We start from the raw sequence: 14,503 nt of genomic DNA, 5'->3' as shown, positions 1-14,503 counted from the left end.
TACTCACCCGTCCGCCGCTCGTCAGCGGGTAGCAAGCTACCCCTGTTACCGCTCGACTTGCATGTGTTAGGCCTGCCGCCAGCGTTCAATCTGAGCCATGATCAAACTCTTCAGTTTAAGATCTATGCGGTTCTTACCTGCCACCCGAAAGTGACAGAAGCGAACCAAACTTGGCTCAAGGTTCAAACGAATTCATTCAAAACAGGTTTCGAAAAACCTTATTGCTTGAGTCGCTTGCCTTGATATTTGGTGATTTGTCACCAACATCAGCAAGCGCCCACATGAATTACCTGATCAAATTGTTAAAGAGCTGTTTCGCTGTGGTGGCTAGCTAATAAACCAACTGGGCCACACGGCTTGCCGTTGAACTGGCTTGCCTCAGCGAGGAAGGCGTATTCTACGCATTTCCTGGTGGTTGTCAAGGGCGTTGTTTTCGATGCAAACCTGACCACATCCAAAACCGCTAACTCTTTGACAAACCGAAGCTTTTACACTTCATTCACCGCTGGTAACGCTTGGCGTCCCCGGCAGCGGATGCGTACTTTAAGGCCTGACTAATAAGATAGCAAGTAAAAGAAGTTATTGCGTATAAAAAAGCGGCAGAAGGCTACCCTTCTGCCGCAAACCACCGATCAGAACGCCTGATCAGAGAGTGCTCTTTTCACATTTTAGCCGTTAATTAAATTTCAAATCCCAGACCAAAATCTTCGCTGGAGATGGCCATCAGGCTTGCAGCACCTGCTTGTATCATCTGCGCATGGGCCTTGGTACGCGGCAATAGACGCTGATAATAGAAGCGAGCAGTATTCAATTTTGCAGCGTAGAAGGCCTTATCGTCACCTTCTAAAGAAATAGACGCCTGTTTGGCCGCGCGTGCAAATAGGTACGCCAGGGTGACATAGCCTGAATACATTAGGTAATCAACACTCGCCGCACCTACTTCCTCACGGTCTTGCATTGCCTTCATCCCCACGCCCATAGTCAGTTCGCCCCACTCTGCATTCAGCTTGGCGAGCGGCCCAACAAACTCTTTGAGTGCAGGGTTGTCGGCTTCAGCTTTACAGAACTTATGGATCTCTTTGGTGAATACCTTCAGCGATTCACCCTGACTCATTAGTACTTTACGGCCTAGCAGATCAAGCGCCTGGATACCGGTAGTACCTTCATAGAGTCGAGTAATGCGAGCATCGCGCACCAATTGCTCCATGCCCCACTCTTTAATGAAGCCATGACCACCGTAGATCTGTACGCCCTCGTTAGTGCTTTCAAAACCAACTTCGGTCAGGAAGGCTTTAACAATAGGCGTTAGCAAGCCAAGCAGGGTTTCAGCGTGATCTCGCTCTTCACCCGGCTCACCATGCTCCACCAAATCGAGCATTTGCGCGGTATAAAGCACCAACATACGCCCGCCTTCGGCGAAGGCTTTCTGGGTCAGCAGCATGCGGCGCACATCAGGGTGGACGATAATCGGATCAGCGGGCTTTTCAGGAGCCTGTTTGCCCGATAAGCCGCGCATCTGTAACCGGTCACGGGCATAGCTCAATGAATTCTGGAAACTGGCTTCAACCAACCCCAGCCCTTGAATCCCCACCCCAAGACGCGCAGCGTTCATCATGGTGAACATGCACGCCAGCCCTTTATTGGGCGGCCCTACCAAGTAGCCGGTTGCGTCGTCGAAGTTCATCACACAGGTGGCATTACCATGAATGCCCATTTTGTGCTCGAGCGAACCGCAGGTGACGCCATTACGCTCACCCACATTACCTTGGGCATCGGGCAAGAACTTAGGCACTACAAATAGCGAAATACCTTTAGAACCTTCCGGTGCGCCAGGCAGTTTTGCCAATACCAGGTGGACAATGTTTTCAGCCAGATTATGCTCACCGGCCGAGATAAAGATTTTGGTGCCAGTAATCGCATAGGCATCGCCATCAGCGGGCACTGCTCGCGTCTTGATCAATCCTAGGTCAGTGCCGCAGTGCGGCTCGGTTAGGCACATAGTGCCCGTCCATACCCCTTCTACCAGCTTGGTGAGATACGTCGCCTTCTGCTCATCGGTGCCATGATGGCGAAGTGCGTCTGCCGCACCATGAGAGAGCCCTGGGTACATGCCCCACGCCAAGTTAGTGGCGCAGATCATTTCCGACAACAGCATCGCCAATGAAGGCGGCAGCCCTTGACCACCATGAGCAGGATCGGCGGCCAGACTCGGCCACCCCCCCTCTACGTACTGCTGGTAGGCCTCTTTGAAACCGTTAGGCGCTTTGACCTCGCCCCCTTCCAGTAGGCACCCTTCTTCATCGCCACTCTGATTGATCGGCAGCAGTACATCGCGGGCGAAGCGTGCCCCCTCTTCCAAAATAGCGCTGACAACATCTGGCGATGCATCGTCACCGCTTGGCAGGCGCGCGTAGTGAGCAGGGTAGTCAAGCATCTCGTCCATAACGAAACGCATATCACGAATAGGGGCCTGATAGCTGGGCATCACACTTCTCCTAAGAAAGGGGGGGGGTTGAAAGCCAAGCAACTCTTAATGGCAGAGAGCTTTCAAACACATGTTTGAAAATTAGCGCGGGCGCCCCTCAGAGTCAAGCGAGCGTTTGAATTTAGCCCAAAAACACTCTAGAACTTTGGTCGCCCAACCAGTAAACCCCTGGTGCAAATAATAAAAAAACTCGCCAACCAAAAGCCGACGAGTCGTTTTATTTTTCTTTTACCTACTGACCATCTAGTTACTGCATGCGAATGCCACCGTCTAAGCGGATCAGTTCGCCATTGAGCATGAGGTTGGTAATAATCTGCTCGGCTAATTGAGCAAACTCATCTGGCTTACCTAAACGCTTAGGAAAAGGTACCGCCGCCGCTAGTGCCTGGGCCGCCTCGTCAGGAATTTCACTCATCATCGGCGTTTCAAATACGCCAGGGGCGATGGCCATCACCCGAATAGCATGGCGCGACAATTCCCGCGCCGCTGGCAAGCTCATACCCACAACACCCGCTTTAGAGGCACTATAAGCACACTGGCCTACCTGCCCATCAAAAGCAGCAATGGACGCAGTATTAATAATCACCCCGCGCTCACCACTCTCATTCGGCGCGTTTTTAGCCATGGCGGCAGCCGCAAGGCGCATGACGTTAAAAGTACCGACCAGATTGATATTGATCGTTTTCATATAGCTTTCTAAATCAGCCGGGTTGCCTTCACGATCAACCAGCTTGGCCACGCTAACCACACCCGCGCAGTGAACTACGCCTGAAAGCCCGTGCTCGCCACCCAGCGCTACCGCCGCATCTACGGCCTGCTGCATCTGTTCGCCTGACGTAATATCCGCCAGAATGGCGCGTGCGCTTGCCCCCAGCTGCTGGGCATGGGCATTGACACTGTCGTTTAAGTCGCATAACACGACGCGAGCGCCTGCAGCGACTAAGCGCTCAGCGGTAGCCGCCCCAAGACCAGAGGCAGCCCCGGTAATTAAAAAGGTACTCTCCTTAACCTGCATTTCCGTATCCCTTTGGTCGTTATGTATGGTTGATATATATCGTGGTGGGTTTATTCACTCGCTTTTTTATTCATTTGATTTGGCTACTCACTTGATGGGCTATTGACTTGCTTTGGCTTCTTCTACTGCCTGGGCACGTAATTTAAAGCGCTGAATCTTGCCGCTGGGGGTTTTAGGCAACTCATCGACAAACTCAATAATGCGCGGAAAAGCGTGGGTCGAAAGCCGCTCGCGCACTCGTTGTTTGATTTCATCAGCAAGCTCGTCACTGGCTTCATAGCCTTCGCGGAGCACGATATACGACTTGATCACCTCGCCGCGGATCTCATCAGGCTGCCCCACTGCCGCCGATTCGGCGACTGCAGGATGCGTCATCACACTATTTTCAACGTCCGTTGGCCCCACCCGATAACCCGCGGTGGTAATAATATCGTCATCACGCCCGGCAAATTGAAAGGTACCGTCTTCATTGCGGATAACCACATCGCCCGTCAGGTAATAGCCTTCCACAAAGGGATTCTTCTCTTGCCAGGTGTAGCCCTGGAAGAAGTGTGCCGGGGAGTTCTTGATATCGACGGCGAGGACACCAGGCTCCCCGGCAGGCAGCTCTTTATACTCCGCGTCCAAAATCGCCAGTCGATAACCCGGCATCGGCACGCCCATTGCGCCCACATGCTTGAGATGGTCAAGGGCATGGTGGTTATTGCACGTCATGCCGGTTTCGGTCTGGCCGTAGTGATCCATAACCGGGCATCCCAACGACTTCTCAACCCAGGTCACTACTTCAGTATTTAGAGGTTCACCCGCCGAGCTAGCCGCACGCAGCTCAAGCTTTTCATGGGCGTCATCAAATAGCCCTGACGCTTTCATTAGACGGTAAGCGGTCGGCGCGGCAGCAAAATTGGTAATGTGGTGGCGCTTCATAAACGCCAGCGCCCCCTCGGCGCTAAATCCTGCCTCACAAAAATGCGTCGTCACACCAAGCAGTAAAGGCCCGGCAATCGCATAGTAGAGACCATAAGCCCAACCGGGATCGGCCATATTCCAGAAGCGGTCATCATTACGCAGGTCAATGGCCAGCTCCATATAGATCGCAAAAGCAGTCATCCCTGCCAGTGGAACGGCAACGCCTTTCGGCTTGCCCACGGTGCCAGAGGTAAACATTTGCAGAAATGGTGCTTCAGGCGCGAGCCTCGGTGGTTTGTCGCTCATTGACGTATGCGTCAACGCCGCCTGCCAGTCGTGATCATCGGCATGCTCACTGGTCGCCCCGCCCACAGCCAGTACCGGCGGGCATTGGCTAAGGCCATCGAATTTATAGCGGTTAGCGTGATCAGTAATCACCAACTTGGTGCCTGCACGCCCTAGCCGATAGTCCACCGCATCGGGGCCAAAGGCGGTAAACAGCGGCTGATAGACCGCACCAATACGCCAAGTGGCGAGCACTGCAATCAATAGCTGTGGTGACCGGGGCAGCATGCAGGCAATGCGGTCGCCTATACCCAACCCCTGGGATTGAAACCACCCTGCCAACTTTGCACTCTGTTCATCTAGCTCGGCGTAGCTCAGGGTATGCATATCACCTTGAGAGTCCTCTTGAACCAGCGCCAGCACCTCGCCGCGGCCAGCGCGCACATGACGCCCACAGCAGGCCTCAAAGGCATTTAGCAGGCCGTCTTGGTGGTCATCCAGGCGAGCGATAACGCTATCCACGGAAAAGTTATCGAGATAGTGGTGATAGTCGGGCAGTGATTGTGATGTCGCTGTCATGATCGCTCTCTTGTGTTATTAGAAATGAGCTCGTAGTGAGAATAAGCGCAAGCAATGTTGTTATATTTATCCGTTGACGTTAACGTAAGCTAAAAGATAATAGCAACGCTAAAAGTAAATGGCGCAGAGAGCAAGCACTGATATAAGCTTCAGCGTTAGACGTTGGTCGAGGCTGTTGTCATCAGAGTATTAAGCAGAGGTGGGCATAATCATGGCGACCAGCTCGTCAGCGAGGTCATCAGGCGAGCGTGGCCCGTTTGGGTCGTACCAGCGCACTGTCCAGTTCAGCGCCCCCAAAACAAAACGCGAGACAAGAAAGCGGTCACCATGGATCAAGCCTGCTTCCAACGCATCGTCAATAACAGTGACCCACAGCGCCTCGTAAGCATCGCGTAAGTGGCTCAAATGAGCACTGGCCGCCGGGTCGAGTCGGCGCCACTCAAAGAGTGCCACCACATGGGCATTGCGGTCGGTAAAGAGGGTTTCGAGATGAGCACGCGCCATGGCACGCAGGCGTACTTCAGGCTCTGCGTCGCATTCGTCGAGCGCTTTACGCGCAATCATCAAGGCATTTTGAGTGCCCTCTTCAATGACCGCAGCAAGGATTTCCTGCTTATCTTTAAAATGATGAAACAAGCTACCGGACTTAATACCCATTTCCTGCGCCAGCATTCGCACCGTCGTGCGATCAAAGCCCTCTTGGACGAATAGCTGAGCAGCGAGGCGCGTCAGTTCCTTGCGGCGAGGGGATGCATTCATTACATTCATGTCATTTACACTAGCGCTTGCTTGGTTACTTTGGAGAGAACCACAGCACCGCCTACGGGTCAACGTATCAACTACCACTTGGCATGATAATCACAATAATCCTGAAGGAGATTGGCCATGAGCAACCCCACCGATGTGGTATTTCTCGCTGCCAAACGCACGCCAATGGGCGGCATGATGGGCAGCCTGGCAAGCATGACAGCCCCACAGCTTGGCGCAGCCGCCATCAAAGCGGCCATTGAAGAGGCGGGAATTGACCCGGCCCTGATCACCGAGGGCATTATGGGCTGTGTACTGCCCGCCGGTGTGAAGCAGGGCCCAGCGCGGCAGGCAATGCGCCAAGCCGGCATTCCGGATGCCAATGGCGCCACCACTATTAACAAGCTGTGCGGCTCGGGCATGAAATCCACCATGCTTGCCCACGATTTAATCAAGGCGGGTAGCGGCGATATTTTGCTGGCTGGCGGCATGGAGTCGATGTCTAACGCCCCCCACGTGCTTACCAAGGCGCGGGGCGGCTATCGGCTGGGGCACGGCGAGCTTAAAGACCATATGTTTTTGGATGGGCTGGAAGACGCCGAAACGGGCAAACTAATGGGCGTGTTTGCCCAGGATGTGGCTACTGAGCGAGGCTACACGCGGGAGCGCCTGGATGATTTTGCTATTGCGTCCCTTGAGCGCGCCATGGCCGCCACCAACTCAGGCCACCTAAGCGCAGAGATCGCACCGGTGATGGTCACCTCTCGTCAAGGCGAAACCCTTGTCGAACACGATGAGCAGCCCTTCCAAGCTAAGCTCGACAAAATCCGCCAGTTGCGCCCCGCTTTTGCCAAAGACGGTACGATTACCGCCGCCAACGCCAGCTCAATTTCCGACGGCGCTTCGGCACTTATCTTGGCGAGTCAGGAAGCTGCAGATCAACAAGGTATTAAGCCGCTAGCGCGTATGCTAGGCCACACGACTCACTCGCGACACCCTAGTGAGTTCACCATCGCGCCAGTGGGTGCGATTGAAAAGCTGATGAAAAAGCTCGATTGGGGCGTGAATGACGTAGACCTATTCGAGATTAACGAAGCCTTTGCGGTGGTGACACTGATGGCCATGGATGACTTGGGCCTGCCCCACGACAAAGTCAATGTGTTTGGCGGCGCCTGCGCCCAAGGCCACCCGATTGGCTCTACCGGCTCACGCATCATCGCTACGCTAATTCATGCCCTACGTACCAAAGGCGGCAAACGCGGTATTGCCAGCTTATGCATTGGCGGTGGCGAAGCAACGGCTGTCGCCGTCGAGCTAGTTGATTAAGCTGCGCTATTACAAAATATAGCCTTTTGTGAAGCGCCCTGACCCTATTACCGCGCCAGGGCGCTGAGCCATACGGCGGCAAACAACCACCCCAGCCCCAACATGGGGAGCGACCAGCAATGAAACTCCTTCCAAATCCCAGGCTGGCGTGCCAAACGTAGCGCGATTAAATTCGCCATTGAGCCTACCGCCAAACCAAAGCCACCCACGCTAACGCCCCAAGCCAGCGGCTGCCACTCACTCTGCTGGGCAAGCAGTAGGGTCGCTGGCACGTTGGATACGACCTGTGAAAGGAGTACGCCAGCACTAACATCGCCACCCGGCCACTGGCGCATTGAATGTATAAACTGCTGAACAACGCTCAGCTCACCGATGACACTTAGATTTACGAACATCAATACAAACACTATCAGCAGTAGCCAATCAATACTGAATACCGCCCGTCGAGCCACCCATAGCATCGAAAGCAAAACGCCAGCCAGCGCCGATAGCACCCACCCCATGTCTACCGCGACCAGAAAAAGTGGATAGCCAATAAGCGCCGCCCATAACGGCTCCTTTCGGCGCTCAGCCGTCATCGCAGAAACTGCTTCCAAGTGTATTGACGCTTTCGGAAATGCCAAGGGAACAAAAAGTAAGAGCAACAGCATCAAGCCCACCCCAAGCGGCAACATTACCCATAAAAAGTCGCCGAAGCGAATGCCTGAAAGCTGCCATAAATAGAGATTTTGCGGATTACCAATCGGGCTCAGCGATGAGCCTGCATTCACAGCCAGCGCCTCAAACACAATCAAGCGTTCAATCGGCAGTGTTGCCATTCCCGCCAGACTAAGCGTCAGTGGTACCACAATAAACAGCGCCACATCGTTAGTGACTATCGCCGAGAGAAGCCCCGAAAACAGAATCAAACCGACCGCAAGTCGGCGCTCACCACGCAGTAGAGCTAATAACTGACGACCCCAGAGCGTTAAATAACCACTCAGTTCTAACGCGCGACTGAGCAGCATTAGGCCGATTAATACTACAAGGGTTGTCCAGTGAACCCGGTCAGCCATTTCACTCAGTGATTGAGGCTCCAGCCAACACAAAACAACCCATAGGATACTCATTGAGAGCAGCATAGGGTCGTTCAGAAAACGCTGAAAAAACAAGCTAAAGGGTGTCACTAACCACTTTGTTGCTAACACGCTACATGACGCTCAGAGAAAATCGCATAATAGCGTTGTAAGCTCAGGAGTAAAGCTAAATTCCTTCATCCAGAATGCTAAGCCGAAGCCAATAATCCCGCCTGACGACGGGCTTGCTCATGGTCATCCGGTAAGGCGCCCTCTTGATGACTGAGCTGCTCCCATTCGGGATAGTCAGTTTGATTTTTATCAATACCAGACAAGCCTGGTTCAATGGCACTCTCCACCACACTAAATTGACCGGCATATTCACGCATCTGCAAAGCTTCTTGGGACAGCACCTCCGCGCTCTGGGCCGCCTGATTGACTAAGCGCATGGTGTCTTGGGTAGTGGTATCGATCTGAGCAACCGCGTGGTTGACCTCCTCAATGCCTCGCCGCTGCTCTTCAGAGGCATGGGTGATTTGCGTCATCAGCGTGTCCACATTCCTCGCTGCTTGCATGATCGCCCGTGTATGTTCACCAGCCTGCTGAGACAATATGCTGCCTTGCTGGACGCTCGCACTCGACGCTTCAATGCGTGAACGAATATCACTGGCGGCACTGGCACTGCGCGTTGCCAGTGCACGCACCTCATTGGCGACCACCGCAAACCCACGCCCGTGCTCACCGGCACGCGCGGCTTCAACCGATGCATTGAGCGCTAAAATATTGGTTTGGAAAGCAATGCTTTCAATCATGCGAATAATGCTTTGAATCTCTTCGGAGTGACTATTTATCGCCTCCATGGTGGCGATAAACTGGGTAATCACCTCATCACCCTGCTGCGCTTTTTGAGACACATCTGCCGTTGACTGGTTAACATGCGCCGCACTTTCAGCATTCTGATTCACCGTGGCGGTTAGCTGTTCCAAGCTCGCTGCCATTTGCTGCAAAGCTGACACTTGAGTGTCGGTTTGGCTCGCCAAAAGCTGGTTCTGCTCAGTCATCTCCTGACTATTGCTATATACCTGCTGGCTGCTCGTATTAAGACGATTAACCGTGGCCGTCAGCGAGTGCTGCATCTTATCCAGCTCACTAAATAGCTGACCAATTTCGTTACTTGAGTGCGCCGTTACTGGCGCCGACAGGTCACCGTTAGCAATGCGCTGGAAGTGCCCAGTGATTTTCTTCAATGGGCGAAGCACATTTTTACGCACGCCCCATACCACTACCGTCACTACCAACAGCGCAGCGCCAAGCGCTGTAATCACTCCCCAAAAAAGTAGCGATGAAACCTGCTCAAAGCGCATAAGCAAGGTGTTACCCCGCTGAGTGGAAGCGCCAATAAAAGCCTCAGCGCTTGCCACAAAGTGCTCGCTACTATCATCCACTCGCGACTCACCCGAGAAAAAGCCTGATATGTCGCGCTCTTCAAGCATCATCATCTGAAGATTGAGATTATTGTTAACAAATGATTGAAAGTTCGAAGCTAACTGTTCGACAAACGACTGCTGATCCTGATCAAAATCACTCGCTGTAAATTGAGTGAAGTTCTCGGATGCCTCATCAAGCAACCGCTGGGCTTCTTCTATCAGAGGGTCAGGTCGATCAAACGAAGGGGTACGAATTAACTCCGCTGCACGGTTCATCTGAATACGCGCACGCAACAGCTGGGTATAGGCGCTATTGAGCTGACTAATTTGTGCCATGTCCCGTTCATGAAGCGACGTAAATGCCTCACGGCCAAAATGGTTGGCGAACAAACCCAGTGCGCCAATGACGACGACCAGGCCGCTAAAGGCCACTAATACAAGCGTCCAACTTGCCTTGACGCTTAAGTTATTAATCCATTTCATCTCGACCCGCCCCTTTCAGTAAGGTTAATCAGATGTGTGGAGAGGCAGCCAGAGCTGTAGGCGCCGACGAATCTCTAATAATGCCTGCTCATAAGCATCTGACTTGCCGATCAAGCGAGGGTCACGAATATCCCAGGATAGAACTTCGCCCGCCTCCCCTTGCCAATCGCGGCAGGCTTGCTGGGCTTTGTCGCACAGCACAATGACAAAATCGAAGGTCTCGCTTTCAAACTCATCCAACGACTTACTGCGCAGGCCCTCGGTGGGAAGCCCGTGTTTACGCAACGCTTCAAGTGTCAATGCATGGGGCTCATCCGGTTCAGAACCGGCACTAAACGCTTCAAAACGATCATCTGCCAAATGGCGAAGCAACGCCTCCCCCATCAGAGACCGTGCAGAGTTAGCATTGCAGAGGAACAACACGCGGCGCTTCGTCATAAATAAACAGCCTCTTATGTAGTTAGTGGCTGTCACTCTACGCCGGGTTCATGACGGCAATATTGCAGGCACACAGTTGCCCTAGAAATATACGAAAAAACATATATGATGGAATCATCAAGCTATTAAGACCCAATCCGAGTAAACCGCGATGATCTCACTGACTGATTTTTCCGACCTGAATGATCTGCCTAATATAGACGCTGAATTCTTTGAACCGCCCAGCAGCGAACGGCTGAGGATTCCACATAGCACTGAACACGCACCTAAAATATTGCTGCTATACGGCTCTCTGCGTGAGCGCTCTTTCAGCCGGTTAGCGGTTGAGGAAGCCGCACATTTACTCAATGCCATGGGCGCAGAAACAAGAATCTTTGACCCCAAGGGGCTGCCATTACCGGATGCAGAAGATGCCAGCCACCCCAAAGTCGATGAGCTACGCCAATTGGCCCAATGGGCAGAAGGGATGGTGTGGTGCTCCCCCGAACGTCACGGCGCAATGACCGGCATTATGAAGGCGCAAATAGATTGGATCCCCCTTGCCCTGGGTGGCGTCCGCCCTACTCAGGGCAAAACCTTGGCGGTAATGCAGGTCTGCGGCGGTTCGCAGTCCTTCAATACGGTCAATCAGCTACGCATCTTGGGGCGTTGGATGCGTATGCTGACGATTCCCAATCAGTCCTCGATACCCAAAGCCTTTATGGAGTTTGATGATAAAGACCGGATGAAGCCTTCACCGTTTTATGACCGTATCGTGGATGTCATGGAAGAGCTGGTGAAATTCACTCTACTAGTGCGTGATCGCAGTGACGTGCTGACGGATCGTTATTCGGAGCGCAAAGAGAGCGCCGAAGAAGTCTCAAAGCGGGTTAATCAACGCGCCATCTAATCAGGAGCTTCACATGCCAGCACTGCAAGACAACGCCTCACCCTCTACCGCCGAAGGCATGGGATTTTTTGAGCGCTACCTCACGCTATGGGTAGCACTCGCCATTGTGGTAGGCATCTTAGTTGGGCAATTGATCCCAGCAGTACCGGAAACGCTGTCACGCTTTGAAGTGGCGCAGGTATCGATTCCGGTGGCGGTGCTCATTTGGGCGATGATATTCCCCATGATGGCGCAAATTGACTTCACCTCGCTACTGGGTGTGCGTCGTCAGCCCAAAGGTTTGATCATTACTACATCAGTGAACTGGTTGATCAAACCTTTCACTATGTTCGCCATCTCCTGGCTATTTCTGATGGTGATCTTTCGACCGTTTATTCCCGCCGAGCTAGCCAGCCAGTATTTAGCCGGTGCAATTCTGCTGGGCGCCGCGCCGTGTACCGCCATGGTGTTTGTGTGGAGCTACCTGACCCGCGGCGATGCCGCCTACACTCTGGTGCAAGTGGCGCTTAATGATCTAATTATGCTGTTCGCGTTTGCTCCTATCGTGGTCTTCCTACTGGGCATTTCCAATATTCAGGTGCCCTGGGACACCGTCGCACTATCAGTGATCCTATATATAGTGATTCCCCTGGCGGCGGGCTATATCACCCGGCAGAGCTTGATTAAAAAGCACGGCAATGAGTGGTACGACAACGTGTTTATGAAGCGGGTTGGCCCTATCACCCCGATTGGCTTGATCATTACCCTAGTGCTGCTGTTTGCCTTCCAGGGCGAGGTCATTCTCAATAATCCGCTGCATATCGTGCTGATCGCGATCCCGCTGATTATTCAGACCTTTTTGATCTTCTTTATTGCCTATGGCTGGGCTAAAGCCTGGAAGTTGCCGCACAATATTGCCGCACCGGGGGCGATGATCGGCGCCAGCAACTTCTTTGAACTGGCGGTGGCAGCGGCTATCGCACTGTTTGGCTTACAGTCGGGCGCTGCGCTAGCCACTGTTGTCGGCGTATTGGTCGAAGTACCGCTGATGCTCGCGCTGGTAAGAATTGCAAACAAGACCCGCCATCATTTTCCGGCTACTGTTAATCATTAAATTTTGAGCTAGGTCACCAGGTCATCATGCCTGTAGCCATCCCAAGCATTGGGCTCAATAACGATTGGATAGGCCATGGGTAATGTGATTGATATAGATAGCAAAGCACTAGACTTTATCAAGCAGCGAGGCGGCATCCTTACCGTACGCCTTTCCCCAAGACATGGCTGCTGCGGTGGGCTTGCCAAGGTCGCCATTGCCGAGGCAAACCCACCCGCAGACTCTTCGCTTTACCAATGCCATCGCTACCAAAATATAACGCTGTTCATTGACCCGGCGCTTATAGGGCAAGGGTTAAGCTTAAACGTTGAGGGATGGTGGAAGCTTCGCCACCTGTATATGGAGGGTTCACCCTTGTTACAGCCTTAGCTAAGAAGACGGTAACAAGGGTTAATGGTACGCGCGGCTTTACGTACATGAGCATTTACGCGTGAGCGCTATCAATGGATTGCTGCAAATCGGCCAGCAGATCGTCGGCCTTTTCAATCCCGACCGACAAGCGCAGCAAATCCAGCGGAACTGGCGAGTCAGAACCTTCAATACTGGCACGGTGCTCAATCAAACTTTCTACACCGCCTAACGAAGTAGCCCGACACCAGAGCTGCGTTTTAGCGGCAACTGCAATAGCGGCTTTTTCTCCACCGGCTAAACGAATAGACAACATACCGCCGAAACCACTGCTCATTTGCTTTTGAGCCACGTCGTGGCCGGAAAAACTTTTTAAACCGGGGTATAACACCTCAATTACATGCGGATGCTGCTCCAGCTGTCCAGCAATATATAACGCACTTTGACAGCTTTCCCGCACCCGTAAAAACAAGGTTCGCATTCCACGTAGTAATTGAGCTGCATCAGTTGGGCCAGGAACTGCACCAGATTGGGCGCGAATGGCAACCAGACGCTGCCAGAAGGCGTTATCTTCCCGTGCAGCCAATACTCCGGAAATAACATCAGAGTGGCCGTTGAGGTATTTGGTGGCTGAATGCATCACGATATCAGCACCAAGGTTCAACGGTTTTGTTAGCAATGGTGTAGCAACAGTAGAGTCAACAGCAAGCAGGGCTCTGCAGTCTTTTGCTAAATCAGCTACTGCAGCAATATCGGTAACGGTCCAGAGCGGATTGCCAGGCGTTTCAAGCCAAATAAGTGTGGGTGCTTTTTCATCAATGGCAAGGCGTAATTCGTCCAGATTTGTAGTGTCCACAAAACGAACATTCAGCCCGCTATCGACACCAAAGGTCTGCAGCCATTTACGCAACGCCCAGTACATCACTTTAGGAGCGATGACTGAATCGCCGGGCTTTAACGCCTGAAAAACAGTTGTTGCCGCTGCCATACCCGAGGCGAATAAACGGGCATCAACCGCATTTTCCAGCTCTGCCAAGAGTATTTCTGCAGGTCGGTACGTTGGGTTGTCAGCTCTGGAATACACTCGACCGCTGCGATATTGATTATCGCTGTCTCGAAGGTAAGTCGTTGATGTATATACTGGCGGGATGATTACTCCATATTCGTGCTCAAGGTGACTACCGCCCTGAGCAAGGAGTGATTGAGACGAAAAAGGATGGTCTGTCATATAAACTCTCGCTTAAGTAAGCTCAATGCAAGATATATCACATATACCATAAACCAATCCAATTCATACAGATCGGACAGTGGAAACTACGTCGCCTTTATATAGACGCCTCGCCCTTACAGTCGAAGCACACGAATACACAGAAGCTCAAATCCCGCTCGCGGGCCATGGGCACCACAAGGATAGCGGTCAAGTAATA

The 14,503-nt window shown here is 52.7% G+C and carries 12 protein-coding genes and 1 rRNA gene; 4 read left to right on the top strand and 9 right to left on the bottom strand.

Annotation, left to right across the window (positions count from 1 at the left end; translation table 11 throughout):
* The 5 genes from E0L35_RS13790 to E0L35_RS13770 all read right to left on the bottom strand — a co-directional run.
* A 16S ribosomal RNA gene (locus E0L35_RS13790) occupies positions 1-117 on the bottom strand; the annotation flags it as partial.
* Positions 118-679: 562 nt separating this feature from the next.
* A complete protein-coding gene (locus E0L35_RS13785; protein WP_138800559.1) occupies positions 680-2,485 on the bottom strand; it encodes an acyl-CoA dehydrogenase C-terminal domain-containing protein in 1,806 nt (601 codons plus the stop codon).
* A gap of 247 nt (positions 2,486-2,732) precedes the next feature.
* On the bottom strand, positions 2,733-3,500 hold the full coding sequence (locus tag E0L35_RS13780; protein ID WP_138800558.1) for an SDR family NAD(P)-dependent oxidoreductase: 768 nt from the start codon (positions 3,498-3,500) through the stop codon (positions 2,733-2,735).
* 99 nt (positions 3,501-3,599) lie between these two features.
* The gene (locus E0L35_RS13775; RefSeq protein WP_138800557.1) at positions 3,600-5,270 is read right to left on the bottom strand and encodes an AMP-binding protein; all 1,671 of its coding nucleotides are present in this window, start codon (positions 5,268-5,270) and stop codon (positions 3,600-3,602) included.
* A 189-nt stretch (positions 5,271-5,459) separates the two neighbouring features.
* Complete coding sequence (locus tag E0L35_RS13770; protein ID WP_138800556.1) at positions 5,460-6,029, bottom strand: TetR/AcrR family transcriptional regulator; 570 nt, start codon at positions 6,027-6,029, stop codon at positions 5,460-5,462.
* A 126-nt stretch (positions 6,030-6,155) separates the two neighbouring features.
* On the opposite strand from E0L35_RS13770, the gene E0L35_RS13765 reads away from it, so the two are divergent.
* Complete coding sequence (locus E0L35_RS13765; RefSeq protein WP_138800555.1) at positions 6,156-7,343, top strand: acetyl-CoA C-acyltransferase; 1,188 nt, start codon at positions 6,156-6,158, stop codon at positions 7,341-7,343.
* Between the two features lie 47 nt (positions 7,344-7,390).
* On the opposite strand, the gene E0L35_RS13760 is transcribed toward E0L35_RS13765, so the two are convergent.
* The 3 genes from E0L35_RS13760 to E0L35_RS13750 form a co-directional block, all read right to left on the bottom strand.
* On the bottom strand, positions 7,391-8,452 hold the full coding sequence (locus E0L35_RS13760; RefSeq protein ID WP_283241538.1) for an SLC13 family permease: 1,062 nt from the start codon (positions 8,450-8,452) through the stop codon (positions 7,391-7,393).
* Between the two features lie 155 nt (positions 8,453-8,607).
* Positions 8,608-10,308 carry a methyl-accepting chemotaxis protein gene (locus tag E0L35_RS13755; protein ID WP_138800553.1) on the bottom strand — a complete coding sequence of 567 codons (1,701 nt, stop codon included), beginning with the start codon at positions 10,306-10,308 and terminating at the stop codon, positions 8,608-8,610.
* A 24-nt stretch (positions 10,309-10,332) separates the two neighbouring features.
* Positions 10,333-10,746, bottom strand: coding sequence for an arsenate reductase ArsC (locus E0L35_RS13750; protein WP_138800552.1), 414 nt, complete (start codon positions 10,744-10,746; stop codon positions 10,333-10,335).
* 151 nt (positions 10,747-10,897) lie between these two features.
* Here E0L35_RS13750 and arsH point away from each other — a divergent pair, with 151 nt between their 5' ends.
* The 3 genes from arsH to E0L35_RS13735 all read left to right on the top strand — a co-directional run bounded on the left by arsH (position 10,898) and on the right by E0L35_RS13735 (position 13,097).
* Positions 10,898-11,635: an arsenical resistance protein ArsH gene (arsH, locus tag E0L35_RS13745; RefSeq protein ID WP_138800551.1), complete on the top strand. Its 738-nt coding sequence runs from the start codon at positions 10,898-10,900 to the stop codon at positions 11,633-11,635.
* 13 nt (positions 11,636-11,648) lie between these two features.
* The gene (gene arsB / locus E0L35_RS13740) at positions 11,649-12,728 is read left to right on the top strand and encodes an ACR3 family arsenite efflux transporter (protein ID WP_138800550.1); all 1,080 of its coding nucleotides are present in this window, start codon (positions 11,649-11,651) and stop codon (positions 12,726-12,728) included.
* Positions 12,729-12,803: 75 nt separating this feature from the next.
* Positions 12,804-13,097 carry a CC/Se motif family (seleno)protein gene (locus tag E0L35_RS13735; protein ID WP_022522929.1) on the top strand — a complete coding sequence of 98 codons (294 nt, stop codon included), beginning with the start codon at positions 12,804-12,806 and terminating at the stop codon, positions 13,095-13,097.
* Positions 13,098-13,152: 55 nt separating this feature from the next.
* Here E0L35_RS13735 and E0L35_RS13730 read toward each other — a convergent pair whose 3' ends face one another.
* Complete coding sequence (locus E0L35_RS13730; RefSeq protein ID WP_009288026.1) at positions 13,153-14,304, bottom strand: aminotransferase class I/II-fold pyridoxal phosphate-dependent enzyme; 1,152 nt, start codon at positions 14,302-14,304, stop codon at positions 13,153-13,155.
* Between the last annotated feature and the right edge of the window lie 199 nt (positions 14,305-14,503).

The organism is Halomonas sp. ATBC28 (assembly GCF_005937175.1).
Taxonomy (GTDB): domain Bacteria; phylum Pseudomonadota; class Gammaproteobacteria; order Pseudomonadales; family Halomonadaceae; genus Vreelandella; species Vreelandella titanicae.
Note: the sequence above shows the minus strand (reverse complement) of the source record. Positions and strands in the feature narration are given on the sequence as shown.